This is a genomic window from Variovorax sp. NFACC27 (assembly GCF_048301545.1).
Lineage (GTDB): Bacteria > Pseudomonadota > Gammaproteobacteria > Burkholderiales > Burkholderiaceae_C > Variovorax > Variovorax gossypii.
In genome coordinates this window covers 4,361,358-4,385,319 of record NZ_CP157613.1, presented here as the reverse complement: position 1 = coordinate 4,385,319, position 23,962 = coordinate 4,361,358, and the positions used below count along the sequence as shown (strand labels likewise).

22 protein-coding genes and 1 pseudogene are annotated in these 23,962 nt (G+C 66.2%); 13 read left to right on the top strand and 10 right to left on the bottom strand.

Going from position 1 to position 23,962, the window contains the following annotated elements; translation table 11 throughout:
• The first annotated feature begins 42 nt into the window (after nt 1-42).
• Together ABL840_RS20500 and ABL840_RS20495 are read left to right on the top strand one after the other, a co-directional pair.
• Nucleotides 43-1,734 carry an FAD-dependent oxidoreductase gene (locus tag ABL840_RS20500; protein WP_093307776.1) on the top strand — a complete coding sequence of 564 codons (1,692 nt, stop codon included), beginning with the start codon at nt 43-45 and terminating at the stop codon, nt 1,732-1,734.
• Between the two features lie 45 nt (nt 1,735-1,779).
• Nucleotides 1,780-2,748, top strand: coding sequence for a Bug family tripartite tricarboxylate transporter substrate binding protein (locus ABL840_RS20495; protein WP_093307774.1), 969 nt, complete (start codon nt 1,780-1,782; stop codon nt 2,746-2,748).
• Between the two features lie 311 nt (nt 2,749-3,059).
• Here the strand turns inward: ABL840_RS20495 and ABL840_RS20490 are convergent, their stop codons facing one another.
• From ABL840_RS20490 to ABL840_RS20455, 8 genes are all read right to left on the bottom strand, one after another.
• Nucleotides 3,060-3,764: an ABC transporter ATP-binding protein gene (locus ABL840_RS20490; protein ID WP_093307772.1), complete on the bottom strand. Its 705-nt coding sequence runs from the start codon at nt 3,762-3,764 to the stop codon at nt 3,060-3,062.
• Entirely contained in the window at nt 3,757-4,488 is a 732-nt protein-coding gene (locus ABL840_RS20485) for an ABC transporter ATP-binding protein (RefSeq protein ID WP_418115950.1), read from the bottom strand. Before ABL840_RS20485 ends, ABL840_RS20490 begins: the two co-directional genes overlap by 8 nt.
• Nucleotides 4,485-5,402 (bottom strand): branched-chain amino acid ABC transporter permease, encoded by a 918-nt coding sequence (locus ABL840_RS20480; protein ID WP_418115949.1) that lies wholly within the window; start codon nt 5,400-5,402, stop codon nt 4,485-4,487. The genes ABL840_RS20485 and ABL840_RS20480 overlap by 4 nt, the downstream gene beginning before the upstream one ends.
• On the bottom strand, nt 5,399-6,274 hold the full coding sequence (locus tag ABL840_RS20475; RefSeq protein WP_093307768.1) for a branched-chain amino acid ABC transporter permease: 876 nt from the start codon (nt 6,272-6,274) through the stop codon (nt 5,399-5,401). Before ABL840_RS20475 ends, ABL840_RS20480 begins: the two co-directional genes overlap by 4 nt.
• Nucleotides 6,275-6,281: 7 nt before the next feature.
• Entirely contained in the window at nt 6,282-7,505 is a 1,224-nt protein-coding gene (locus tag ABL840_RS20470) for an amino acid ABC transporter substrate-binding protein (RefSeq protein ID WP_093307766.1), read from the bottom strand.
• Between the two features lie 20 nt (nt 7,506-7,525).
• Complete coding sequence (locus ABL840_RS20465; protein ID WP_093307764.1) at nt 7,526-8,641, bottom strand: alcohol dehydrogenase catalytic domain-containing protein; 1,116 nt, start codon at nt 8,639-8,641, stop codon at nt 7,526-7,528.
• Nucleotides 8,642-8,697: 56 nt separating this feature from the next.
• A complete protein-coding gene (locus tag ABL840_RS20460) occupies nt 8,698-9,102 on the bottom strand; it encodes a nuclear transport factor 2 family protein (RefSeq protein WP_093307762.1) in 405 nt (134 codons plus the stop codon).
• An 82-nt stretch (nt 9,103-9,184) separates the two neighbouring features.
• Nucleotides 9,185-9,730 carry a cupin domain-containing protein gene (locus ABL840_RS20455; RefSeq protein WP_093307760.1) on the bottom strand — a complete coding sequence of 182 codons (546 nt, stop codon included), beginning with the start codon at nt 9,728-9,730 and terminating at the stop codon, nt 9,185-9,187.
• Nucleotides 9,731-10,182: 452 nt separating this feature from the next.
• Between ABL840_RS20455 and ABL840_RS20450 the strand changes: the two genes are divergently transcribed.
• The 8 genes from ABL840_RS20450 to ABL840_RS20415 all read left to right on the top strand — a co-directional run bounded on the left by ABL840_RS20450 (nt 10,183) and on the right by ABL840_RS20415 (nt 19,023).
• Complete coding sequence (locus tag ABL840_RS20450; RefSeq protein WP_176947669.1) at nt 10,183-10,320, top strand: hypothetical protein; 138 nt, start codon at nt 10,183-10,185, stop codon at nt 10,318-10,320.
• Nucleotides 10,321-10,571: 251 nt separating this feature from the next.
• Nucleotides 10,572-10,742, top strand: coding sequence for a hypothetical protein (locus tag ABL840_RS20445; protein ID WP_176947675.1), 171 nt, complete (start codon nt 10,572-10,574; stop codon nt 10,740-10,742).
• A gap of 608 nt (nt 10,743-11,350) precedes the next feature.
• The gene (locus tag ABL840_RS20440; RefSeq protein WP_093307759.1) at nt 11,351-11,881 is read left to right on the top strand and encodes a JAB domain-containing protein; all 531 of its coding nucleotides are present in this window, start codon (nt 11,351-11,353) and stop codon (nt 11,879-11,881) included.
• A 441-nt stretch (nt 11,882-12,322) separates the two neighbouring features.
• Nucleotides 12,323-14,350 (top strand): ParB/RepB/Spo0J family partition protein, encoded by a 2,028-nt coding sequence (locus ABL840_RS20435; protein ID WP_093307757.1) that lies wholly within the window; start codon nt 12,323-12,325, stop codon nt 14,348-14,350.
• A 744-nt stretch (nt 14,351-15,094) separates the two neighbouring features.
• Nucleotides 15,095-15,409: a DUF736 domain-containing protein gene (locus ABL840_RS20430; RefSeq protein ID WP_093307814.1), complete on the top strand. Its 315-nt coding sequence runs from the start codon at nt 15,095-15,097 to the stop codon at nt 15,407-15,409.
• A gap of 365 nt (nt 15,410-15,774) precedes the next feature.
• Nucleotides 15,775-17,115 carry a S41 family peptidase gene (locus ABL840_RS20425; RefSeq protein ID WP_176947674.1) on the top strand — a complete coding sequence of 447 codons (1,341 nt, stop codon included), beginning with the start codon at nt 15,775-15,777 and terminating at the stop codon, nt 17,113-17,115.
• Nucleotides 17,116-17,553: 438 nt separating this feature from the next.
• Nucleotides 17,554-18,357: an ABC transporter substrate-binding protein gene (locus ABL840_RS20420; protein ID WP_093307753.1), complete on the top strand. Its 804-nt coding sequence runs from the start codon at nt 17,554-17,556 to the stop codon at nt 18,355-18,357.
• Nucleotides 18,358-18,366: 9 nt separating this feature from the next.
• Nucleotides 18,367-19,023: an ABC transporter permease subunit gene (locus tag ABL840_RS20415; protein ID WP_093307751.1), complete on the top strand. Its 657-nt coding sequence runs from the start codon at nt 18,367-18,369 to the stop codon at nt 19,021-19,023.
• Between the two features lie 100 nt (nt 19,024-19,123).
• On the opposite strand, the gene ABL840_RS20410 is transcribed toward ABL840_RS20415, so the two are convergent.
• Entirely contained in the window at nt 19,124-19,306 is a 183-nt protein-coding gene (locus tag ABL840_RS20410) for an isochorismatase family protein (RefSeq protein ID WP_418115948.1), read from the bottom strand.
• 605 nt (nt 19,307-19,911) lie between these two features.
• On the opposite strand from ABL840_RS20410, the gene ABL840_RS20405 reads away from it, so the two are divergent.
• The 3 genes and pseudogenes from ABL840_RS20405 to ABL840_RS20395 all read left to right on the top strand — a co-directional run.
• The gene (locus ABL840_RS20405; protein ID WP_093307750.1) at nt 19,912-21,042 is read left to right on the top strand and encodes a glycosyltransferase family 25 protein; all 1,131 of its coding nucleotides are present in this window, start codon (nt 19,912-19,914) and stop codon (nt 21,040-21,042) included.
• A gap of 268 nt (nt 21,043-21,310) precedes the next feature.
• Nucleotides 21,311-21,679, top strand: a complete 369-nt coding sequence (locus tag ABL840_RS20400; protein WP_143043040.1) for a hypothetical protein — start codon at nt 21,311-21,313, stop codon at nt 21,677-21,679.
• 39 nt (nt 21,680-21,718) lie between these two features.
• Nucleotides 21,719-21,939, top strand: a pseudogene (locus tag ABL840_RS20395) (IS3 family transposase); the annotation flags it as partial.
• A 239-nt stretch (nt 21,940-22,178) separates the two neighbouring features.
• Here the strand turns inward: ABL840_RS20395 and ABL840_RS20390 are convergent.
• On the bottom strand, nt 22,179-23,738 hold the full coding sequence (locus tag ABL840_RS20390) for a bifunctional 3-(3-hydroxy-phenyl)propionate/3-hydroxycinnamic acid hydroxylase (protein ID WP_093307746.1): 1,560 nt from the start codon (nt 23,736-23,738) through the stop codon (nt 22,179-22,181).
• Nucleotides 23,739-23,962: the final 224 nt, after the last annotated feature.

Genomic DNA, 23,962 nt, shown 5'->3' with positions numbered 1-23,962 from the left:
TAAGCAATATTGAATCTGAACTTCCAGTGAGCAAGATAGCCGATGATTGCCGACCCCTCCTGCGCCAGCCAGCCAGTGCACGTGACAGACGTGCTGATCTCCGGCGGCGGCCCCTGTGGTTTGATGCTGGCCAATGAACTTGGCCGGCGTGGCATCCGTTGCTTGCTGGTGGATGCCAAGCCGAGCACTGCCTTCAATCCCCAGGCGAACGCCACCCAGGCCCGCACGATGGAGCACTTTCGGCGTTTGGGATTTGCCCACGAAGTCCGTGCCCAAGGCTTGCCGCCGAACCATCCAACGGACATTGCCTACTTCACTCGCTACATGCGGCATGAGCTGGCACGTCTGACCTTGCCGACGGCCGCGGAGGCGATCGTCGGGGTCAGATCGAAGACGGGTTCATGGAGCGCCGCAGAACTGCCGCATCGCGTGTCGCAGAAGTTCGTCGAGCAGACATTGCGCCGTCACGCGCAAGCCTGGCCGTCGGTCGACATGCGGTATGGCTGGGCGCTGGAGCGTTTCCACGACAACGGCCGGTCGATCGACGCCACCGTGCGACCTACCGACGATGGCCCTGCACAGAAGGTGAGTGCCAGATACCTCGTCGGTGCCGATGGTGCGCGCAGCCTGGTCCGGCGCGAGCTGGGCATCGAATGGGAAGGGGTCACCGGCATTCAGCGCGAATTCATGGGGGGCAAGATGTTCGCGGCCTACCTGCGCGCGCCTGGCTTCGTGTCGGCGTTGGCGCACCCCAGGGCATGGATGTATGTCGCCGTCAACCATGGCCGCCGTGCGTTCATGGCTTCGGTGGACGGCGTCGCGGAGTACGCGTTTCACGCAGCGGTGAAGCCCGGAGAAGACGCAGAGAACTGGACCGACGAGGACGCGCGCCGCGTCTTCGCGGAGGCCGTAGGCGCCGAGCTGCCGGTGGAGGTTCTTTCGAAGGGGACATGGCTGGCCGGCCATGCGTTGGTGGCGCAGCGTTTCCGACAGGGGCGCGTCTTCATTGCGGGTGATGCCGCGCATTTGTTCACGCCTACCGGGGGGCTGGGCTACAACACGGCGGTTGAAGATGCGGTGAACCTCGCATGGAAGCTGGCGAGTGTTCTTCGCGCCCAGGCGCCCGAGGCCCTTCTGGGGAGCTACGAATTCGAGCGCAAACGGATCGCTGAACGCAACACCAGTTTTGCACGGCGCTTCGCGGATTCAGTGGGACTTTTCGTCGCGAGGCCTGAGCTGGAAGAAGACTCCGAACGTGGTGCCGCGGAACGCGACCTCGCCGCGCAGCGCCTCGACGAGCATGCTCGCCTCGAGTTCGACATCCCCGGCGTGACGTTCGGCGGTCGCTACGACGGCTCGCCCATCATCTTCGGCGACGGCACATCAGCGCCGCCTGATGAGCCCAATGCCTATGTGCACACGGCCAGCCCCGGCGGCCGGCCGCCGCATGCCTGGCTGGATGACGGGCGCTCGCTGTTCGACCTGTTCCATGTGGAGTGGACCTTGCTGGCTCTCGGGCCCGACGTGCCATCCACCGCCGGATTCGAGCAGGCGGCCCACGATGCGTCCGTGGATCTGCGGGTCGTGCGGCTGCCGTACGCGTTGCTGCGCGAGCTGTATGAGGCCCCGCTTGTGCTCATCCGTCCCGACCAGATCGTCGCATGGCGTGGATCCACGGCCGACGGGGCGCGGGACGTATTGTCCCGCGTGACCGGCAGAGGCTCCGGCGCCTGACACCCGATATCCGATGCATGGCAAGAAAACCACCAGGAGACATTCATGACAGAAGTTCGAGGCTTTTTCGTGCGATTCGCGGCGGCACTTTTCACCCTGACCCTGGCCGCATCGCCGGTCTTCGCGCAAACGTGGCCGAGCAAGCCGGTTCGCATGGTGGTTGCGTTTCCGCCGGGAACGCCAGGCGATGTCATTGCTCGCCTGATTCAACCCGCGCTGCAGTCGGCCTGGGGGCAAGCCGTCGTGGTTGAAAACAAGCCGGGGGCAGGGGGTAATCTCGCTGCTGGCGAGGTCGCCCAGGCCAAGGACGGCCACACATTGCTCGTGGGGCCTGATACCGTACTCACGATCAACCCGCACCTGTACAAGAAGCTGAGCTTCGACCCACGGAGCTCGCTGCAGCCGGTGACCTATTTCGCCAGCTTCAACCAGATGCTGGTTTGCAATCCAGGCGCTGGCATCGCCTCGTTGGAGGCCTTTTCTCGACTCCCTTCCACCAAGCTGTATGCATCGGGCGGGGCGGGAACGCCGAGCCACATGACCATGGAACTGTTGCTGTCGACCCTGGGCACGAAGCTCACGCATGTTCCCTACAAAGGGCCGGGGCCGGCTGCACAGGATGTGATCGCCGGTCATGTCGACTGCGGCTTCATCGTCTCGTCCGTCGTGCTGCCTTACGTTCAGAGCGGCCGACTGCGTGCGATCGCCGTGTCCGGCAAGGAGCGCTCGGTGGTCCTGACGGGCGTGCCGACCGTGGCCGAGAGTGGGCATCCAGGGTTCGACGCGACCTTCTTCGAGACCCTGATGGCTCCTGCCGGACTGCCGGCCGCAGTGGTCGACAAGATCCAGCACGACGTGCGCCTCGTGCTGCTCGCCCCGTCGATGAAGGCGCGTCTTGCCGACATGGACTTGCGCGTCGAAGCTAGCACGCCGCAGCAGGCCCGCCAGCGAAGCCACGAGGACTCCGCAAAGTGGGAAGGCGTCGCGCAGCGGACCGGTCTGCGGCTGGATTGAGAAACCGGCAAGCGATCTCCTGCCCCGGAACATCATCATCGGAAGGCACCCGCGAGCGCTGACAGAGGCGCCGCGGCAGCCTGGGCAGGCCGGCCGCGTTCGCACCGTCTGTCGCTGGAACCTGATGCCTGCTCCCGAGGCGCCATGCGCGGGAGCGCACTTTCCTCACCCGAACGAGCGTTCGTGGTGTGGCGTGGGTGCAAGAGGATGGAGTCGTCCTCGGGCCCTGGCTGGCGGGGGGCGGCCAGCGGGTGGCAGTCTCGCGGCCTGACAACCACGTCTGCGGCGCGGCTGCCGCGCCGGATTGCCGATCAGCCCCCGAGATAGGCGCGCTGGACGGTTTCGCTCGCAAGCAGCCGCTGCGCGTCGTCCTCGCCGACGATGCGGCCTTGTTCCAGCAAGTAGCCTCGACTGGAAAGTGCGAGGCTGCGCCTGGCGTTCTGCTCGACCAGCAGAATCGAAACCTTGTCGTCGCGCACACGCTCCAAGGATTTGAACAGCTCGGACACCATCAGCGGCGACAGGCCCAGCGACGGCTCGTCGAGGAGCAGGACATCCGGGCTGGACATCAGGGCACGGCCGATCGCGACCATCTGCTGCTCGCCGCCGCTCATTGTCCGCACGCTTTGGGTCATGCGTTCGCGAAGCCTCGGGAACAGCTCGAGGACGCGCGCGAGGTTGCGCTGCTCGCCGGCGCGTGCACGTCGCGGGTAGGCGCCCAGGGAAATGTTCTCCCTGACCGTCAGGTCTCCGAAGATGCCGCGCCCCTCCGGCACGAGCGCGATGCCGGCTTCGACGCGCTGGTCTGCCTTCAGCCCGCCCAGCGGCTTGCCGTTCAGAACCAAGCTCGCACCGTCTGTCGGCATCAGCCCGGCGATGCACCTGAGCAGGGTGGACTTTCCAGCACCGTTCGCCCCCAGGACGCTGACCACCTGTCCCGCCTCCACATTGATCGCGACATCAGCCAGCGCCCTGTGCTTTCCGTAGTGCGCACTCAGTGCCTTGACCTCAAGCATCCTCGTCTCCCAAGTAGGCTCGCACCACCTCGGGGTCCGCCAGGACCGAGGCGGCCGTGCCGCGGGCAATCCGCTGCCCCGCATTCATCACGACGCAGTAGTCGCACAGCGATCTCACGGCTTCCAGCACATGCTCCACCATCAGGATCGACACGCCTTCGTGCTTGAGCGAACGCACCAGCTCGATGGCCTGGAGAAGCTCTGTCGGATTGAGTCCCGCCAGCCATTCGTCGAGCAGCAGGACCCTCGGGCGACTCGCGAGGCAGCGCGCGAGCTCAAGCCGCTTCTGGTCGATGTAGGTCAGGTCCTCGGCGCGATGGGATGCGCGAGCCGACAATCCGACGAGATCGAGCAACTCCATCGCGGGGGCGACGGCTTCGCGGCCGAACAGGTGAGCGTGGGTGAACGACATGCCGGCCACCGTGTTCTCCAGCACGGTCATCGTCTTGAAAAGACGCACCAGCTGATAGGTCCGAGAGATGCCGAGGCGAGCCACCTTGAAGTTGGGTGCCCCGGCTGTCTCGAGCCCGTCGAGCTTCACCGAGCCCCGGTCGGGACGGAGTGCGCCGCTGATCAGGTTGAGCGCGGTGGTCTTGCCGGAACCGTTGGGGCCCAGGAGGCCGACGATCTCTCCCTGGCCGACTTCGAGCGAGAGGCCTTCGACGGCCTTCAGGCCGCCGAAGCGACGCGAAAGATCCCGCACATCCAGAAGCGGCTTGCTCACTTGACTTTCCTCCAGAGCTTCTCGCCGATGCCCAGAAGCCCTCGGGGGAGCAGATAGACGATCACCAGGAAGATCGCGCCCAGCACGATGCTGAAGTGGTCCGGAAAATACTTGGTCAAGACTTCGAAAGCCAGCACCAGAGGCACCACCCCCAGGACCGGGCCGTAGAACGCCGCAACGCCTCCCAGCAGCGCCATCACGACGACCTGAAACGACACCAAGGAGTTGAAGGCGATCGACGGCTCGATGTAGGTCCATCGCGGGGCGACGATCGCCCCGGCGACCGACATGAACATGGCCGTGCCCGTCAGCACCGCAAGGCGCACGCCGACCGTATTGATGCCGCAACTGCGGGCGGCCGATTCGTCCTCGCCGATGAGCCGCAATGCAAAGCCCAGGCGCGACTTCGAGAGCCAAGCTCCCAGTGTCCACAGCAGTGCCAACAGGATCAGCAACTGCCAATAGATCTGCGCAGGGCTGGTCTCGAGGAAGACGTAGCGTCCAACGGAGCCGACGAATTTCGATTCGTACCAGGTGACGAGCTGGCGAATGAGTTCTGCAATCCCGAAGCTGAACACGACGAAGTACATCCCGGAAAGCCGCAGCGTGCACAGGCCGATCAGCAGTGCAAGCGCACCTCCCAGCAGAGCGGAGACGACCAGGACAAGCGGCCAGGGCAGCACTTCCGCGAGCATGGCAACGCTGTAGCAGCCCACGCCGAAGAATGCGACCGTCGCCAGCGAGATGAACCTCGTGGTCCCGCAGAAGATGCCCCATGCCGTGGCCAGATTTGCATAGAGCAGCAGGTTGATGAGCAAGGACGTCGTGTAGTCGTTGCCTGTCGCCGGCGCGAACGCCAAGACGATGAAGGCGACGAGCGACGCAATCAGGAAGACCGTGGACCTGGATTTCATCGGCCGGTCCTCCCGAACAGGCCGGAAGGACGAAACACCAGCACGAGAAGGAAGATGGCGTAGTTCGCGGCCAGCGTCAGGCCGGGGTCCACATAGGTCGCGACGAAACTCTCGCTCAGTCCGAGCAGGAGGGCGGCAAGCACGCATCCAACGAAGTTGCCGACGCCACCCATGATGACGACGATCAGCGCCTTCATCGTGAAAAGAACCCCCATCGTCGCGCTGAAGGTGGAGAACATGCTGACCAGCACGCCGGCCACCGCCACCAAGGCCGTTCCGATCGCGAACGCGAACATCGCAATCTTCGTCACGTCGATGGCCACGAGTGGCGCCGACGCGGGGTCGACGGCGACCGCGCGCAGGGCCGTTCCCATGCGGGTTCGCGTCAGCAGCAAGAAGAGCGAAGCGCCGAGCACCAGCGCGACGACAAGCGCCAGCAATCGATTGGCGGCAATGGTGGTGCCGAGCACCTCGACCGGCACCGACAGGTAGGAGTAGCTCATGTAGTTGCCGCCGAACATCGCGAGCATCACGCCCTGGACAACGAACAGGAGGCCGAAGGTGGACAAGATGCTGTCGCCCTCCAGCGCGTCCCGGCTCCGCGCGCGCCGTACGAGCGGGAGAAAGGCAATGCGGTAGAGCAGCGCGCCGGCGCAGGCCGCAAGAGGCACCAGCACGATCAGCGAGACCAGCGGCGAGACGCCGCTGCGCGTGAACAGGACCAGTGCGCCCAGCGCCGCAGCGATAAGCATCTCGCCGTAGGCCAGATTGAGGATGCGCGCGACGCCGTATTGCAGATTGAGGCCCAAGGCCACCAGCGCGTACGTGCCTCCCAGCGTCAGCCCGAAGATCAATGCATCGATCAACCGCATGCTGGGCCTAGGCGGCTTTCCAGGCGGGCTTGGCGACGGGCGCCTTGGCGCCTTTCTGCTTCGGGGCGATGCCGAAGAACGTGCCGCCCTGCCACTGTCCGACCGTCCATCCACCTGCGAGGATATGGTTGTCGAACTTGAGCGGTCCGGCCACGGTGTCGAACGTCATGGACCCGAGGGTCTTGACGATCGCCGGGCGATCGATCTTTCCGACCTTTTCGATGGCCTGCTGCAAGGCCTGGAGCCCGGAGTAGCACAGCGCGCTGACCCATTGCTCCGGCGGCTGTCCTGCCAGCGCGGTGTGCCGGGCGGCATAGGCCTTGAGGGCTTCCGTGTCCGGATTCCACCCCCCCGGGCCCATCACTCCCTCGGTGTTCGCCCCGAACTTCTGGGCATAGAGCGGCAATGCCGTCCCGACGCCGGCGTAGAACACCTTCGGATTGAAGCCGCGCACCCGCGCGGACTCCGTCAAGCCCAGCGTGTCGGGCGGATAGCTGAAGCCGAGGAAGATGTCGGGGTTCGTGCGCTGGGCGTCGGCGATCAGGGGGGTCATGTCCTGCGACGTGATCGGATAGCTGCTGTCGAGGACGAGTTCGAACTTTGCTGCCTTCAGCGACTTCCGCGCGGCGGCTGCCAGCTCCAGGCCGAACTGGTCGGTGACATTCACCATCGCGACCTTGCTGCCGATCTTGCCTTCGGCGCGCATCTGCGACATCACCGCGACGACGGCGTCCGAGTACGAGGACGCCGTCGTCAGCAGGCTGAACATGTTGTCCCACCGCTTCACCAGCTCGGGCATCCGGTCGGTGATGCAACTGGGCATGATCATGGGGAAATTGCCCTTGTGAAAGGTGGGCGCCACCGCGAGATTCATGCCGGTGCCCCAGGGGGGCAGCAGAAAGTCGACCTTGTCCTGGTTGACCAGGCGCTCGATCGCACGAACGGCTTCCTCCGGCTGGCTGCGATCGTCGTACTCGATGACCTCGACACGCCGCTTGCCTGCGCCGACTGCAATGCCGCCAGCCTTGTTGACGTCGTCCACCCACAGCTTGTAGTTCGGGATCTGCGCCGAAGCTGCGCCGCCTGCAAACGGCCCCGTCTTCGAGATCGCATAGCCGATCCTGATCGGGTCGCTGGTCTGCGCCCGAACCAGCGCGGCAGGGACGGACGCGGCGAGGGCCGCGCTTCCGAGGACGCGGACGAAATCTCGGCGGTGTTGGTGCGAATTCATGGTGTTCGTCCGATCGTGTTTCAGGGGTGGATGACGTAGTTGCTGAAGCCGCCGTTGCGGTTCTCGATGCCTGAGATGGCTTCGTTGACCTGTTCCAGCGGGAAGTCGACCTGCTCGAAGATGCCGAGATCGACGAGGCCCGCCTCGGACATGTCCGCCATGTCCTGGCCCTGCCCCGCCGTGAACCAGACGGAGCCGTCGAGTGACTGTCGAAGGTCCATCATCGTGTGGAGGTCCACCGGCACGCCGCCCGCGATCGCACCGATGTTGACGGCCGCGCCGCCGCGCTTGAGCGAGCGCATGCCGGCCAGGAATGTCTCGTGCAGCGCGCCGGGCCCCAGGCAATCCACGAACACATCGACGCCGTCGCCCGTATGGCGCATGACCCAGATGTCGGGCACCTCGGCATCGTCGAGCGACATGACCTCGATGCGCGATGGCGCGATGGCCTTCACGCGCTCGAGCAGGGCCCGGTTGCGGGCCGTTCCGTAGATCTTGGTGGCCCCCATCGCGAGACCGTACAGGACGGCGCCGATGCCAAGGGTGCCGCTGATGCCGTTGATGAGCAGGGTCTTGCCGACGCCCATGTCGACCTTGCGAAGGGCCGCGTAGGCGGTGCCCAGGTAGCCGAACCGGGCCCCCTGGTCGAACGTGACGTTGTCCGGCAGCTTGACCAGCGAGTATTGCGGCGCCGTCATGTATTCCGAGAGGCCGGCGTAGGGGTAGTCGCGGAAAATGGCCAGGGAGTTCTGCGAGAACCCGAAGTAGCCATTGAACGTGTAGTGGCTGCAGCTCGTCAGCTCGCCGCTGCGGCACGCGCGGCACCCGCCGCAGTAGCGCCCCGGGTTGACATACACGCGATCGCCTGCCTTCCACACGTGGACTTGCGAACCCACCTCCACGATCTCACCCGTGGGATCGAGGCCGAAGATCGCCGGCAGGGGAGGCAGGGGACGCTCGGGAAACCAGGTCGTCCAGTTCTTCAGGATGTTGCCCAGGTTGGGCACGATGCCGCACGACCTGACCCGCACCAGCACGTCGTTGGGGCGCACGCTGGGAACGTCGAGTTCCTCGATCCGCATGGGCCCGCCGATCTCGTGCATGCGGGCAGCTTTCATCTTCTTGGGCAGCGACATGGATGTCTTCCTTGGATTGAATGGGTGGGATGCGTTGGAGTCGCCCGGACAGGCGGCTAGGTGATGCTCATCTCGGTGGGCGTGGTCTGGAAGGCGAGCTGTTGCCAGTGCTCGCCTTCCTTGATCCAGACCTGCATCACGCGGGAATCGATGGTCACGGTGCCCGTGCCGTTCTTTCGGACCCCCACCAGCAGCTGGCGACCAGTCATGAGGGCGCTGTCGCCCATGACCCGGACTTCCAGATCGGCTCTCTCGAGGCGGGTGTAGGTGACGTTGAAGCCGCCGGTGCTGAAGTAGCTGTCGTAGCCGTCGACCTGACCCTTGGCATGAACGTGGGTGAGATCGCGGTGAAGCAGCTGACGCAGGCGATCGGTGTCCGCGTCCGTCATGGCGCGACAGCGTTGCTGCTCGAGGTCGATCAACAGCGCTCGCACGTCGGCTGTCGCATTTGCCTTGTTCATCGGAGTGCTTTCGGGAATGAGCGCCGACTCATCCATCGGCGCGGGACTGGGTAGACGACTGGCGCGAACGCGTCGCGGGCTTTCAGGCGGCGCGCTTCTTCCCCATAAGGACGAACAGCATGGTGGCCGGCTTGTCGCCCTTGTTCCGCCATGCGTGGCGGTTGCCCTGCTGAACGGCCACGTCGTGCTTTTTCAACAGCACCTCCTTGCCATCATCCAGCTCCAGCGTGATCTCTCCATCGAGAACGACGTCGTAGTCGATGCTGTCGGTGGTGTGCATCCCGGGCGCGTCCGGTTCGAAGGTCTCGGCCAGACCAGGCAGCAGCCGACCGAACTCGGCACCGAAGGCGGCGCCATCGAAGTCGGGTCGCATCATCACGGCGTCCGGAGGAAAGGTGACGAACATCAGCCTGGATTCGCCGGGGCCCGGAAGAAAGTTGGCCTCGACGGTCGGATCGCTGAACGTGGATTGGCTCCCAGCCTCGCTCGCCGCCGTTGTCGACCACAGCAGGTTGGCTTCGAATCCCGGGACGGTCTCGAAAGCCGAATTCCGCACCGCGTGCGCGTCGGACAGGACTCCCGACTTTCCGGTGGCGTCGACGCCCAGGACAACGCGTCTGATTTTCATGATGGGTCTCCTATGAAGCTTTGAGATTGATGGTCGGCCGGGTGCCATCGGAAAAGGATAAATTCAGTATTTGTGCAAAAAATGCATTTTGTGCAATATTGATGGGGCGCGGGCCAAACATCATTGGTACCTTCCCTAGGAAGGGGCAGATCAGATCGGCTTCGACGGGCCAGGACGGCTTGACCACGGACGGGGTGCGATGCCGTGAGTCAGCTTCGTTGTCGGGTTCGGTTTGCCGAAGCGCAGTGCGCAGGCGGGGGGAGGAAGATCGGTTGCGAGATATTCCTTGGGGAAATGGCGCGGGTGGTGCCATGGTGGGCGCCGCGGAAGGTGTTCAAGCCGCTCTCCATGCCCGAGCCGGCTGCGGTCGCAGGCCCTGCCGCTGGAGGCGATGCCGCGCGTGCATCCGATGCAAGGTTGGTTCGCGCCGAGCGATCCGGCGATGTCACGTAGTGCTGCGCGCCAAGGTCAAGCCGGTGATCGACGAGTACGCGGCGTCCGTGGGCGAGGCCACGGTCAAGGCGTTGATGGCGGAAAACGAGACGGTGCGCAAGCAGGGGGTGAGGAAGGGGATGACGGCCGTGGCTTGAGTTCTCCGCCGGGTGCGGGACCTTCCGCGAGGGCGAGCGATGCTTGCCGCGGTCGGGCCACGCAAGGTGGCATGGCGCCGATCGGAGCGGCCTCGCAGCCGCCGGCGGATACGTCCTGGCAGCGGGAGGTGTGGTCTGGAAGCACCGCGCCGCGCAACGGGAAATTCTGAGGGGTGTCGCGCTTGGGGCGGTTCTGACCGATGCCGTCGGCAAACCATCTGAAGATGTGGGTGCGGCCTCTCGAGCCATCGATGGATCGCACGAAGAGAAAGCCGCGCTGCGCGTTGCCAAGCGCATCGACCGGTATGCCTGCGGCGCGCAACGCCGCGATTTCTGCATCGCCTTTCATGCCGAAGGGCAGCTTCAGGGTGATCGTCGCGCTGTGGATGAGGCGCCTGGGCATTGCGGGGCTTCCGTGGTGACTTCAGGAAGCGCAGTGGACCCGAGGAAAGCTTCTGCGGCGATACCGCGTTCATAGGAGGCGCAAGCGAACGGCCCACGGAGGGTTCGCGATGACGCAGTTCTCTTCCGCGGTGCTCTCGAAACATCCGGGGCTTGGAAAGCTTCGGCCGCATCCTCGCCGCTGGCAGGGCTCATCGTCGTCGCGAAGCTCTGAGCGATCGCGAAATTCTTCGTCGAGAGCGGCAAGCGCCGCGTGGTCGCTTGATGTGATCCGCGCAGCTCGCCGGGATGCGAGGGCGCGCGCGGATGTTCGAAGTGCCGATCGCGGCCGATCCGGCGCGGGCCTTCGTCGAGATCGGCGTGATCTTGCAACGGCCGCCGATGGTAGCTCCGCAGAAGCGAGGTCCCTGGAAGGAGGCCCCTGAAACCGAGAGCGCCGCACCACGGACCGTGGAGGCGCAGGGTTGGCTGGCTGTTCCCTCTTCACGATGCCACACCGTTCTCGCCGTCAAGGTCTGCGCGTGCTTCGCACGCTGGCGGCCTGCGGCCGTCTTCGAACCTGTGACGGCTGCGCTGCGGCGTGCCGGTGTCGGTCCCGGGCCATCCCGCCCGTTCACCGGAGCCAACCATGTCGCACGATCTCGTTTCCTCCCTTTCGTCGTTCCCGTCGTCTTCCGCCGCCGTCCTGTGCGTGCGCGACGCCGCAGGAAGCTGCCGCGTTGCCGATCCCGCCGAGGTGCTGCATGCCGCGCAGTGCCTGCTGGCTGCACGGGTCAGGGGCAGCGACGCCATGTCCTCGCCGGCGGCGGTGAAGGACTTCCTGCGCGCCCGGCTGGGCACGCTGGCGCACGAGGTGTTCGCCGTGATCCACCTGGACGCCCAGCACCGCGTCCTGGACTACGTGGAGATGTTCCGCGGCACGGTCACGCAGACCTCGGTGTATCCGCGCGAGGTCGTCAAGGATGCGCTGGCGTTCAACTCCGCGGCGCTGATCCTGGTCCACTGCCATCCATCGGGCGTGGCTGCGCCGTCTGCCCCCGATGAGGTGCTGACGCGCACGTTGCGGGAGATCCTGGCGCTTGTCGACGTGCGCGTGCTGGACCACCTGATCGTGGCGGGGCCGTCGGTCCTGTCGATGGCCGAGCGCGGCCTTCTTTGACGCAAGGGGCCCGCGGGCCCCTTTTTGCCTTTTCTTGCTCAGGCCCTCCCCATCGGGCGCGCTGCGCGCGCAGGGGTGGCGCGCGGCCGGTGCGCCGCCCCGGCCGGAGACCGCGCGGACGTTCTCCGGTGGCACCAGCCACCTGCGCGCCGCCTTCGGCGGCTTGCCTGGCCTCTGCAGCTGCTCCTTCCGTCCAGGGCCGCTGCGGCGCCCGTGTCCTCGGCTTCGCCTGCGGGCCGCGCCCGCGCCTTCGCTTCCTCCCTGGACGGCGCACCCGCACCGGCCCCAGCCGGCCCTCAAGGCCGCGAAGGGCTTCGCGGCCCCTGCGCAGCCCATCAGCCAAGGAGAGCGCCCATGCACAGACCCTGACCACCCCTTCCGCCTTCTTTCTTTCTTTTTTCCTTTCTTCATCACGTCCCTGACGGGACAAGGAGATCGACGATGAACACCGTTTCCCATTCCGAGGCGCATGCTGTGGCGGACACGTCCACGGCCCTCGCCGTCGCCGGTGCGCCCGACGCCGTGACGACCATCGAGCCTGCGGGCGGCTATCAGCTGCACCTGATCGCGCTGTCGCGCCTTCGGCCCTCGAACCGCAACGTGCGGCGCAGCGGCGGCACCGCCATTCCCGAGTTGGCGGCCTCCATCGCACGCGTCGGCCTGCTGCAGAACCTGAGCGTGGTGGCCGCGCCCGATGGCGAGTTCTTCGAGGTGGTGGCTGGCCGGCGGCGGCTGGCGGCCCTGAAGCTGCTGGTCAAGCGCCGCAAGCTGGGGCGCGATCATCCGGTGCCCTGCCTGCTGGTGCCGGACGGCTCGGCGCGCACCGTCAGCCTGACCGAAAACGTCCAGCGGCAGGCGATGTCGCCGGTGGAGGAACTGGTGGCCTGGAAGGCGCTGGCGGCCGAAGGCCGGGCCATCGAGGACATCGCGGCGGACTTCGGCGTCACGCCGCTGGTGGTGCGCCGCCGCCTGCGGCTGGCGAACTGCTCGCCCCGGCTGCTGGCCGACTGCGAGCAGGGCGAGGTGTCGCTCGAGCAGCTGATGGCGCTGGCGATCACGGACGACCATGCGGCGCAGGAAGCGGCCTTCTACGAGTCGCCGCACTGGCAGCGCGACCCCGAGGCGCTGCGCGCGCACCTGACGCGCGAGGAGGTCGAGGCCGCTCGCGATCCCGTGGCCCGCTTCGTCGGGCTGGACGCCTACGAGGGCGGCGGCGTGTTCATGGCCGATGCGGCGCTGCTGGACGTCTTGGCGAAGGACCGGTTTGCGGCGACGGTGCGGCAGGTGCAGGAGGAGGGCTGGGGCTGGGTGGAGGCCGCGCCGCGCGCTGCCGCTGCAGACCTGCACCGTTTCCAGCGCATCCGTGCGGTGCACCGCGCGCCGAAACGTGCCGAGGCACAACGCATCGCCAAGCTGCAGGCCGCACAGAACGCATTGCAGCAGCGGCTCGACGACGAGGAGGCGGCGCTGTCCGACGAGGGGGCGCAGTCGCTCCATGAGGAAATCGAACGCCTCGGACAGGCGCTGGAAGCCATGGAGCAGGCCCTGAAGGTCTACGCGCCGGGCGCCGTGGAGAAGGCGGGTGCGATCTTGACGCTCGACCGCGAGGGCAGGATCGCCGTGCACCGGGGGCTGCTGCGCGAGGACGACGCCCGCGCGCTGCGGGCGCTGGAGCGAAGCCGGCACGACGGCGCATGCGCGAGCCCCGACGGCGAGGATGGCGCCACCTCGTCGAGTGCGGCGCCGAAGGGCGGCGGCTTCTCCGAGAAGCTGGTGCTGCGGCTGTCGGCGCACCGCACGGCCGCCCTGCAGGCCGAGGTGGCGCGGCATCCCCGTGTGGCGCTGGCCGTGCTCGTGCATCTGCTGGCGCAGGAGGCGATCTTCGATGGCCAGCGCAGCTCGCCCGTGCAGGTCACGGCGAAGCCGCAGGATCGGCTGGCGCAACACGCCTCCGACATCGACGAGAGCCCCGCCCTCGCGGGCCTGCGGCAGTTGCAGCAGGCCTGGGCGCAGCGGCTTCCGCAGGACGGCGAGGCCCTGTTCGCGGAACTGCTGGCGATGCCGCAGGAAGAGGTGCTGAACCTGCTGGCGACCTGCGTGGGGCTGTGCGTTTCGGCGCTCACCTCGCGCGCCGACGATCAGCCCGCCGCACCGCTGGCACGCGCGGTGCAGCTGGACATGCACGCATGGTGGACGCCCACGGCGGCGGGTTACTTCTCGCACGTCACCAAGGCGAAGGTGCTGGAGGCGGTGCGCGCCTTCGCGCCGCAGGAGGCGCTGGTGCTGTCGAAGCTCAAGAAGGACCGGCTGGCCGCCGAGGCGCAGCGGTTCGCGGCGGGCAGCGGATGGCTGCCGGCGATGTTCCTCCTGTCGACGGCGGGCGGTGAAGGCGATGCCGCCTCGACCGGTGAGGACGCGGAGGCGGAGGCCGAGCGACAGGCGGATGAAGGGGCGCAGGTCCCGGCGTGACGTCGACATGACGCACCCCGGCCGATCCGCTCGGATCGGCCGGGGTGTCCGCGAGGGGGACCCCGAGCCAGCGCCTTGCGCGAGGTCGGCCGGTCCATCACCGCGGCACCGCCATGCAGCCATGCAACGGGGGGGCACGCCTGGCTTCGCTGCGCCCGGTTGTGCTCTGCGCCGCAGGGGCCGAGGCCGGCGGGCGCGGTCATCGTGTCCGGCGGGCCGTCCGGGCCAGCACTGCCAGCCGCGCACGCCATGGTCGACCTCGCATCTTCATTCTTCTTCCTCTGCGCCTTCGTCCCGGAGTGCGTCGGTGGCCACGTCGTGGGGCGGGGCGTGGCATCGCGTCCTTGTCGATCGGCGGGTCTGACGCCCGGCGTCGGCGGGTCGATGCCATGGCTCGGCGAGCCACGCCAGGACCCGAAGGCGCTTCGGCCGGATGCCGTCCTTCGCGGAAGGTGGGGAGGTCCGCGTCCATGGCCTTGGCAATGTCGTGAATCCTGGCGCGGGCACGGTGCGCGCGGCGCACCTCGGGCTCGATCGCCGCAACCGGTTCGCCCGGGAAATTTCCCCTCCGCCGTGCGGATTCCTCGCGAGGCAAATTTCCCGGGCGTCCCGGTCCTGCACTGGCGTTGCGGCCCTGCGCTGCGCTGCGGGTGCGGCGCGCCCGGACCCGCGCCCGACGGATCACTGCCCAAGGCCGCGATGGTCGCGGACTCGGCAATCAACCTCCCTCGAAAGGACCTCATCATGGCCAACATCGGCACCTTCACGCCCTCCGGCAGCGGCTACGCCGGCACGGTTCGCACGCTGACGCTCAACGTCAAGGTCAAGCTGGTGACCAATGCCGACAAGGAGCGCGACAACGCCCCGGACTTCCGCATCGTCGCGGGCACGGGCTACGAGATCGGCGCGGCGTGGAAGAAGCTCAGCAAGACCACCGAGCGCGCCTACCTGTCGGTGACGCTGGACGATCCCTCGTTCCCGTCGACGATCTTCGCCCGCCTGGTCGAGGGCGACGACGGCACGCACAACCTGATCTGGACGCGCAGCAAGGGCGACTGAGCCCCGTCGCCTCGGACGCCCCGCTTCGGCGGGGCTTTTTTCTCCGGCTTGTCGTGCAGGCCGGACTTGCGTCGGCGCGCAGAGGCGGCGGGGCGTGGTCCTGCGCGGGCACGCCTTTGCACGCAAGCGGCATTCCGGATCTGCGCGGCAGCGCCCGGTCTTGCGTGGGGGGACCCGGTGCCGCGGCAGTGGTCGTCCAGGGACGTCTGCGGCCGCGGCCCGATCGCGCTGCGCATCTCCGGGAAACTGGTGAGGCGTGGGATCATTCGCGGGCTCAGGACATGCCCGGCCGAAGGCGGCACGCGCCGTGCAGAGGTGCACCGCTCGCTCGGCGGCTTCGGCCGCGGGCAACCGATCTCAACAAGATGAAAGTGAACGCCATGGGAGCTTCGCCCCGCCTCGCAGGCTCGCCACCGAAGAAACGGGTGCTCCGGCTGATGGGCATGGCCCTCCTCTCGGTTCTTGCAGGATCCGCGTGCTCGGCGTCCCCCCAGGACGACGAAGATGCCTATGCGCGCGTGGTGGCATCGTCGGCATGGCGATCGTTCGCCCTGCGTGTCTCGCAGAACTACGTCAGGCCGATCAAGGCGGGAGAGCTCGAAGCGAGTTGCAGGGGCGCCATGGCCGGCCCGACCCGTCGGGACGACGCGAGCCTGGCCGAGCGTTGCTTTCGTGCAGCCCTCGCGGGCCTGGACTCGACCTCCCTTTACTTCAATGCCGCCGAATGGCGGGCTCAACGCGGCGACGCGCCGGGCAGCTCGGCCGGCATCGGTCTCGAAATGAGAGCCCACGCGGGCGGCGACGGCTTCGTCGAAATCGTGTCTCCCATCAAGGGCGCGCCTGCGCAGCGGGCCGGCCTGCGGGCGGGGGACCTGATCATGTCGATCGACGGCGTGCCGACCCGTTCTCTGTCGCTGGCCCAGTCGGTCCGCGCATTGCGAGGCGAGGCGGAAACCAGGACGGCATTGCTGGTTCAAAGGCCGGGGGTGCCCGATCCGCTTAGGTTCGTCGTGACACGCGCGCCGATCCAGGCCGACACCGTCAAATCGGGCAAGCTGCTCGCGCCCGGGGTCGGATATTTCCGGGTGCTCCAGTTTCAGGATCGCACGCGCAACGAAGTGCTCGCCGATGTCGCGAAGCTGGAGGCCGACAACGGCGGCCCGTTGCACGGCCTCGTTCTGGACCTGCGCGATTCTCCCGGCGGGCTGCTGAGTGCCACGGTGGGGCTTGCCGCGCTGTTCCTCAAGCCGGGCGCCGTGGTCGTTCAGGTGGCCGGGCAGCATGCCGGCATGAACCGGACCTATCGGGCCGTACCCGGCGACCATGCGGGCACCACGCCTGCGCAGGTCGACGCGCCCATGCGTCCATCGCTGCAGTCGCTGCGATTGGTCGTGCTGGTCAACGGCAAGACGGGAGCTGGCGCCGAAGCACTGGCCAAGGCGCTGCAGGAGTCACGCCAGGCCATGGTTCTGGGGCAGCCGACCGCCGGCCTGGCTTCGATTGAAACGGTCCTGCCTGTGGAATTCGACACGGCGCTGAAGCTCACGACGGGGACCATGTCTTCGCCGAGCGGGGCATCGTGGCAAGGCCGAGGTGTTGTGCCGGACGTTCTGGTGAAGGCCGGCGGGCAGGACAAGGGGGCGCTCGGGGACATTCCGGCGGACGTGCAGCTCATGGCCGCGATGGCCCGGTTGCAGCGCCCCTGAACACGCTCGATGAGCGCCGGGCGCAGGCCCGGGCCACACCTTCTGGCTTCAAGCGCGAGAGGCCGGCGGCAGCGGGAAGGCCCTGGCGGTGAATTGGGGGCGCCTGCAGCGTGGTGGCACATGCACCTGCACTTGCACTTGCACCTGACCGGGCGCGGCACCTGCGCGGCGAAGGCATCGGTGATCGTCCAGGCAGTGAATCCGGCGTGACCTGACCTTGCCGTCCGTGGCACGGTCTGTCGTCGGTTCGGCGTTCGCTTTCCCGTGTCGTGCCATGTCGATTTGCATCGTCTGCAACGTGGGTGGCCCGAACGGCACGCGTCGGCGTGCCGGCGGCGACGAGGCGGCCTGCGTGCCTCGTGCATGCCATGCACGCCTTGTGGCTGCGCAGGCATGGACGCGAAGATGCACCCCGCTTTCTGCGAAGGAGTGCTCGTCATGTCGGATGTCTGTCGCGTGGGAAGGTCGAGGTGCCTGGCGATCGGGATCGCCGCGTTGTGGCTGTGGCTGCTGCTGCCGTTGTCGTCGGGAAGCGGCGCGCACGCGCAGCCGTTGCTGCGCATCGCCACCGAGGGCACCTACCCGCCCTGGAGCTTCAAGGATGCGCAGGGGCGGTTGCAGGGCTGGGACGTCGACATCGCGACCGCGCTGTGCGAGCGGATGAAGACGCGCTGCGAGATCGTCGCGCAGGACTGGGACGGCATCATCCCGGGGCTGCTCGCGCACAAGTACGACGCGATCGTCGCCAGCATGGCGATGACCGAGCAGCGGCGCCAACGCGTGGACTTCACGCGCAAATACAAGAACACCGTCTCGCGCTTCGTTGCGCGCAAGGGCGTGCCGCCCGACGTGTCGCCGGCCGCGCTCGAGGGCCGGACCATCGGCGTGCAGCGCGGCTCGATCCAGGCCAGGTATCTCGCGGCGCACTACCGGGCGGCGGACATCAAGCTCTACGACACGCCGCAGGCGGCGGAGTTGGATCTGCTGGCCGGGCGCGTCGACTACATCTTCGGCAACATGGTGACCTACCACGTGGGCTTCCTGAGGCAGCCCGAGGCGCGCGGCTACGGCTTCGCCGGTCCGGAACTCCAGGGCGGCCTGCTGGGCGAGGGCAACGCGATCGCGGTGCGCAAGAACTCGCCGGCGCTGCTGCAGCGCCTGAACGACGCGCTGGCCGCGATCGTCGCCGACGGGACCTACGACCGCATCACGGCCCGGTACTTCCCGTTCAAGCTGATGTGAGCGAGGCGCATGGAGCTGCATGGATTCGGCGGCCAGCTGTGGCTGGGGATGTGGACGACGCTGCGGCTGGCTGGCGCGGCGCTGCTGCTGGGGCTTGTCTTCGGGGCGCTCGGCTGCCGGCTGCAGCTGTCCCCGAACCGGTGGATGGCGGCGCTGGGCCGTGGCTACGTGGCGGTGGTGCGCGGCGTGCCGGATCTGCTGCTGATCCTGTTCGTCTACTTCGGCGGACTGCAGCTGTGGCGCGCGGTGTCCGACCGACCGGTGGACGTGCCCGCCTTCGCCGCGGCCACGGTGGCGCTCGCGCTGTCCTTCGGCGCCTTTGCCTCGGAGGTGTTCCGCGGCGCGTTGCAGGCGGTGGCCCGCACGCAGCGCGAGGCGGCGACGGTGCTCGGCCTGCGCCCGGCTGCGGCGTTCCTGACCGTGGTGGCGCCGCAGGCCTTGCGCGCGGGGCTCGCGCCGTGCGGCAACCAGGCGATCGTGCTGCTCAAGCAGACCTCGCTGGCCTCGGTGATCGGCTGCGACGAGCTGATGCGCAAGGCCGCCGAGACATTCTTGTACGGCGACAAGTCGATGCCACCTTCGCCGGCCAGCGCTGTGTCCGGAAAGCAGGCGATATCGGCAATCGTCGCACGGCCCAGTTCCAAAAAATCGCGTTTAGCCAGGTGATCATCCATGATCTTGAACACCCGGTTCGCGCCCGCGCGCAACTTGTCGATATCGAGTGGATGGTCGAGCACCTTCACAAGACGAGCGCCCGCGGCGTTCATCACCTCACTGCCTCCGGTGGATAGCCGGCCACGTTCAGTGTGTCGATCTCGTGGCGCGCAAACCAGCCTGCGAGGTCAGTGCCGGTGAACACACTCGGAAAGCTCTTGGTGACCAAGTGGCGGCGCGGCCGCTTCGAGATCTCGGGATGCAACTGGCCGTTATGTGTGTCGGCCTGGAACACCGGAGCGTCCTTGGGGGGGCGTGTTGATGCTCACACAGGTACTTCTGCGTGCATGCAATGTCTTCGCGAAACTTGCCGACCCAATTGGAGTGAACCCTTGCGGCTGGACCACCGGAGTCAGATCTAAGCCAGCTTGCTGGACCCGTTGATCTTCGAACTCGTTGGGTGACCGATAGCCAACCAAGCGCAGAGTGCAGGCGTTTGGCGTTGTAGACCTCTTCGATGAACATCGGCCGCCGAGCTGCGCGGCCAAGGCAACTGCATTGGCCTTGAACTCATCGCTGTGCCGGCGACGCCGTCACCGATCGCCTGTGGGTACGCCGATCGTGAGGGGTTGCAGGCCATGCGTTGATGCCGCGCAGTTGCCGCTGTCGTTCGCAGTCTTCAATGCGTTGCATCGAACGGTTGAATCCCTACTCAAGAGCAGAGGCAGATGTGAACGCTTTTCCCCGCTCGCCGCAATCCGGCGCGGCAGTACTGCCTGGGCGGCTCGAGCGTACAGACCCCAAGGCGGTTGCCTTCCAGAACCACCGCTAATCACCGCTCTGCCCGCCGATAGGCGGCCGAATGCACGGGCAGGATGCAGCCGCATCGACAGAACAACGATGCCGTCGGCCACCGTCTCCAAACTGTTTGCTCTTTGTCTGTTCATCATCGCGCCTCCGAATCAGGTCGCACCATGCAATGAACTCACCTCCTTTGTCGCAACGCTATCTCGCCAGCATCTCGGCTTTGTGCTTGGTGATCATTCCTGCAGCGAACGCGGAAATCGTGCGCATCAACGACCCCGTTCCTGCTCCGATGCCGCGCACAAGGCTGCCTCCGGCGATGCACGCTCCCAGACCACGCCGGATTCCGGCGACCGGATGGTCATTGGCGCCGATATCGATGAACGCCATCGTTTGGAAACTCGACAGGTGGAGCCGGCTTTCCTGTTCTTGATTTCCTTCATGACCCGCGAATACATTCCTTCCTGCCCGAAGCTCCAGACTTTTGTCATCAACCTCGATCGATCGCCAGATCGCATGGAGGCGATGCGGCGGCGATTGGGTCGCGTCGATCTCTCGTGGCGGCGGATCCCTGGAGTCGATGGGAAGACCCTCGACTTGGCGCTGCATGCCGATGTCGACGAGGCGGGATATCGACGCAGACACGGCAAGAAAATGAACCCTGCCGAGGCAGGTTGCTATCTCTCCCATCTGGAAGCGCTGCGTCAGTTTCTCGCGGGGCCTTGCGACTGGGTGCTGGTGCTGGAGGACGATGCCGACTTTCCTGAAGACTTCCAGCAACTTCTGCAGAGCCTTCTCGCCTCCAATGAGCAGTGGGACATCGTCAAGCTATCCAGTTTCCATTCGGGAACACCGATCTTCACTGCAAGTCTTCATCACCCCTACGAACTCGCGATACCACTCTCGCGGCACATGAATGCGAACTGCGTGCTCTACAACAGAAATGCTGCCCGCACGCTCTCGAAGTATTTGCTTCCGATGAGTCTTCCTTACGATCACGCCCTTGAACGCGCATGGCTTTTCGGACTGAAGCTGCGGGTCGTTGTCCCGTCGCCTTGCCCGTCCGATACCGGATTGACCTCCACCATTGGAGATCGCAAGCAGCTGAAGCTTTACAAGTTTCCCCTGTATCGGCGATTACCCGCCATGCTGTTCCGCCTGCAAACAGAAGTCGCTCGATTCGGCTTTGGATTGATGCAGTTGTTTCACACGACAAGAGGTCTGTAGTTCAAGAGGGCCGAGCCAGGTGACTGGCACTCAGGCTTGAGAGATCTGTCGCATGCGCGGCGGATCGCGAAGCTCGGACCGTGACGTCGTGGTGAACCTGCCAGCGTCGCGCGATTCAGGCGCTTGCATCTAGCCAAGGCGAAGTCCGCGGAACCCCAGACCCACCTGTTTCCGCCGAGTGAAGGTCTTCATTTTTTCTCCTTCTTCGAAGTTCAGGATGTCGGTCATGGACCATCCATGGCATCGCGTCTCGCTCGGTGCCTCCTAGGTGCCACAACTCGACAGCCCATTGGTGCCGGCGCGTGTGGACGATTCTCTATTGGAGCTTGCCATGGTGGCACGATGGCACAAGACGCAACCCTTTCCTTTCGTTCAGTCGCGGCAGAGAAAATTCCGCCAGGTATGGCGTTTTGTGATGGGGCTGCTGGCCGTCGGCGTCCTGGCGTTCGGCATCTTCATCGCAGCCACCGACACATGTGAAGCCGCAGAAGTCGGCGCCGCTGGCAACCATGGCCGATCCACCCTTGCGCCGATCACGGCCGCTGGTGCCAATGCAGCCCCTGCCGACCTTCGTGGCGGCAACTGCAAGCCCAAGCGCGACACCCGCCGCACCAGGGACCCGAAGACGCGGTCCTGAGTACGTCGCGGTTGCCCATGCCCGTGTCGAACCGCCTCATCTGCGCCGCTGACGCCCGAACAGAAGATCAAGGCCCTCGACGTCCAGCTTCGCGAAGCTGACGAGGAAGCTCCGCTGCTCGAGGCTGTGCTCCATGTTCTGAAGAAGGACTCCGAGGTGGGGCATGTCGCAAGAAAAGCCTTTGGCAAGTCCTCCCGCAAAAGTGCCTTTCGAGGCTGAGTGTCTCGAGGGCCTGCCGCTACTGGGGCATCAGCCGTCAGGGAGACCCCGTAGCCGGGCCGAATCCTTCGGTATATCTTTGTTTGCTCATGGCACCTCCTATCGGGCCTCAGCCTCGGGACTCAGAGGTACCAGGAAAACCTGGGGCAATTCACTTGTAGGCGGTGATTAGTAGCTTGCGGGTGGAGTTAAGCAAGAATCTGAATGTGACATTGGGATGGTCCAAACGGCCAGGTGTCCAGGACGCATCGTGTGCAATCCGCGTGCTCTCGATGTCGATTCATGTGGTCAGGCTCTGAAGAAGCCGTTGAAGCAGGGGGATCGCCTCTGCCGGGGTCTGCGCGGTGCCGTACACATAGTTGTCGGGCCTCGCGATGACCACCGACTGGCCCAAGGACGCCAGCCAAGGCGCCATGACCGCCTCAAGTTCTTCCACGTGGAGGGACGGTGTTCTCGTTTGTTTCGTCGAGCCCACCTGGATCAACGTTCCGCCGCACGATGCCAAAAGGCCGAGCAACTGCGTTTCCACTGCCGCATCGAGTTCCCCGAGAACCATGACCCGGACGCCGCGCCCGCACAGGTCGTCCAATCGGCCTTCGAGTCCCGAGGCCCTGACACGGGGCTGCGGAACCAGTGAGCCGGCGCCGGGCGCGTCCAGTGCGATCAGGCCATGCCTCAGGGGCGGAATCATGTTCTGGCGAAACACGGTTCGCACCTGCCCGCCCTGTTCGGCCAGAAGACGTTCGTCGCGCCTGCGCGCCAATTCGGGATCGCGCTCGCAGATGACGCGCCCCAACTCAATCGCGGTCAGCGTGGTTTCGACGACGTGGGGCCGGCGTTCCTCGCCATAGGAGTCGAGAAGCGACGCCGGCGACGAGCCGCTCAAGACCCGGTCGAGCTTCCACGCCAGGTTCTGGGCATCTCGAAGCCCCTGGACCATCCCTTGCGCCATGAAGGGCGGCGTCATGTGCGCGGCATCACCTGCCAGAAGGATTCGGCCTTCACGCCACCGGCTTGCCAGCAGCCCGTGAAACCGATAGGCGGCGGCGCGCCAGAGCTTGCCGTCTTCGGGCCTGATCCAGCGTTCGAGCAACGGCCACAGCTCGCTTTCCGGAAATTCAGGCGACAGGCTCTCCCCAGGCAAGAGCATGATTTCCCACCGGCGGTGGTTGCCCGGCAGCACGACGAAGGTCGACGGACGTCCTGCCTCGCAGTACTGAACTTGGGTCTGCGGCAGGTTGTCGAGTTTGTCCTCGTTGACGAGGACGTCCACCACCAGCCAGGGCTCATGAAAGTGCAAATCCTCCAGTGGAATCCCGAGGCGCGTGCGGATCGGGCTTGCACCGCCGTCGCAGGCCACCAGGTACCTGCCCGTGGCGCGCGTGGTCGGTTCCTCCCCGCGAACGCGCACGTCGATCCAGGCGCCTCCGGCATCTTGACCTTGCGCCGTGACCTCGGTCTCCAGATGCACCTGCACCGTCGCCAGTTCCGAGAGCCGGGTTCGGATGATGCCCTCGAAGGCGGGCTGATCGAACACGTAGTTCGGTGCCCAGCCGAGGCGATAGGGTGGGGGCGCCATGTCCAGACGCTTGATCAACTGGCCTTCCATGCCGCGGTATTCGCTGGGGCGGTAGGGGGCGGTGTGCTTCTGGATTTTTTCCGCGATGCCAAGCTCTTGCATGATCCGCATGACCTCGTGGTCGAGGCCGATGGCCCTTGGCAAGGGATAGAGATCGGGCAGCCTGTCGAAGGCGGCCACCCGGACGCCGCGCTGCCCCAGCAGCGCAGCGAGTGTTGCCCCGGTCGGGCCAAGGCCCACGATGATGACGTCGACGTTCATTGCGAACCCATTGATGCGCTTGAGGCGTGGAACAGAGGAGAAGATGTGCCGGCTGGAAGTGGATCAGGCGGCAACCGTCACGGCGCTGCTGCTTTCCCTATACGCACGATGACGGTGCCGGGGCAGCGTCTGCCCGTCAAGCGCGTCGCGTGCGCGTGCTGCAGTGTCGTGGCGATGCGTGCGGCAGGTCGATCGACGTCGTCGTGCGCTGGCGCGCCAGGGCG

What these genes read in the sequence shown, in the direction of transcription:
- ABL840_RS20390 (WP_093307746.1), bottom strand. Translation starts at nt 23,738, where the DNA reads ATGAACGTCGACGTCATCATCGTGGGCCTTGGCCCGACCGGGGCAACA.
- ABL840_RS20490 (WP_093307772.1), bottom strand. Translation starts at nt 3,764, where the DNA reads ATGCTTGAGGTCAAGGCACTGAGTGCGCACTACGGAAAGCACAGGGCG.
- ABL840_RS20480 (WP_418115949.1), bottom strand. Translation starts at nt 5,402, where the DNA reads ATGAAATCCAGGTCCACGGTCTTCCTGATTGCGTCGCTCGTCGCCTTC.
- ABL840_RS20425 (WP_176947674.1), top strand. Translation starts at nt 15,775, where the DNA reads ATGAAAGTGAACGCCATGGGAGCTTCGCCCCGCCTCGCAGGCTCGCCA.
- ABL840_RS20455 (WP_093307760.1), bottom strand. Translation starts at nt 9,730, where the DNA reads ATGAAAATCAGACGCGTTGTCCTGGGCGTCGACGCCACCGGAAAGTCG.
- ABL840_RS20475 (WP_093307768.1), bottom strand. Translation starts at nt 6,274, where the DNA reads ATGCGGTTGATCGATGCATTGATCTTCGGGCTGACGCTGGGAGGCACG.
- ABL840_RS20500 (WP_093307776.1), top strand. Translation starts at nt 43, where the DNA reads ATGATTGCCGACCCCTCCTGCGCCAGCCAGCCAGTGCACGTGACAGAC.
- ABL840_RS20430 (WP_093307814.1), top strand. Translation starts at nt 15,095, where the DNA reads ATGGCCAACATCGGCACCTTCACGCCCTCCGGCAGCGGCTACGCCGGC.
- ABL840_RS20435 (WP_093307757.1), top strand. Translation starts at nt 12,323, where the DNA reads ATGAACACCGTTTCCCATTCCGAGGCGCATGCTGTGGCGGACACGTCC.
- ABL840_RS20465 (WP_093307764.1), bottom strand. Translation starts at nt 8,641, where the DNA reads ATGTCGCTGCCCAAGAAGATGAAAGCTGCCCGCATGCACGAGATCGGC.
- ABL840_RS20460 (WP_093307762.1), bottom strand. Translation starts at nt 9,102, where the DNA reads ATGAACAAGGCAAATGCGACAGCCGACGTGCGAGCGCTGTTGATCGAC.
- ABL840_RS20440 (WP_093307759.1), top strand. Translation starts at nt 11,351, where the DNA reads ATGTCGCACGATCTCGTTTCCTCCCTTTCGTCGTTCCCGTCGTCTTCC.
- ABL840_RS20420 (WP_093307753.1), top strand. Translation starts at nt 17,554, where the DNA reads ATGTCGGATGTCTGTCGCGTGGGAAGGTCGAGGTGCCTGGCGATCGGG.
- ABL840_RS20495 (WP_093307774.1), top strand. Translation starts at nt 1,780, where the DNA reads ATGACAGAAGTTCGAGGCTTTTTCGTGCGATTCGCGGCGGCACTTTTC.
- ABL840_RS20470 (WP_093307766.1), bottom strand. Translation starts at nt 7,505, where the DNA reads ATGAATTCGCACCAACACCGCCGAGATTTCGTCCGCGTCCTCGGAAGC.
- ABL840_RS20415 (WP_093307751.1), top strand. Translation starts at nt 18,367, where the DNA reads ATGGAGCTGCATGGATTCGGCGGCCAGCTGTGGCTGGGGATGTGGACG.
- ABL840_RS20445 (WP_176947675.1), top strand. Translation starts at nt 10,572, where the DNA reads ATGGATCGCACGAAGAGAAAGCCGCGCTGCGCGTTGCCAAGCGCATCG.
- ABL840_RS20405 (WP_093307750.1), top strand. Translation starts at nt 19,912, where the DNA reads ATGCCGTCGGCCACCGTCTCCAAACTGTTTGCTCTTTGTCTGTTCATC.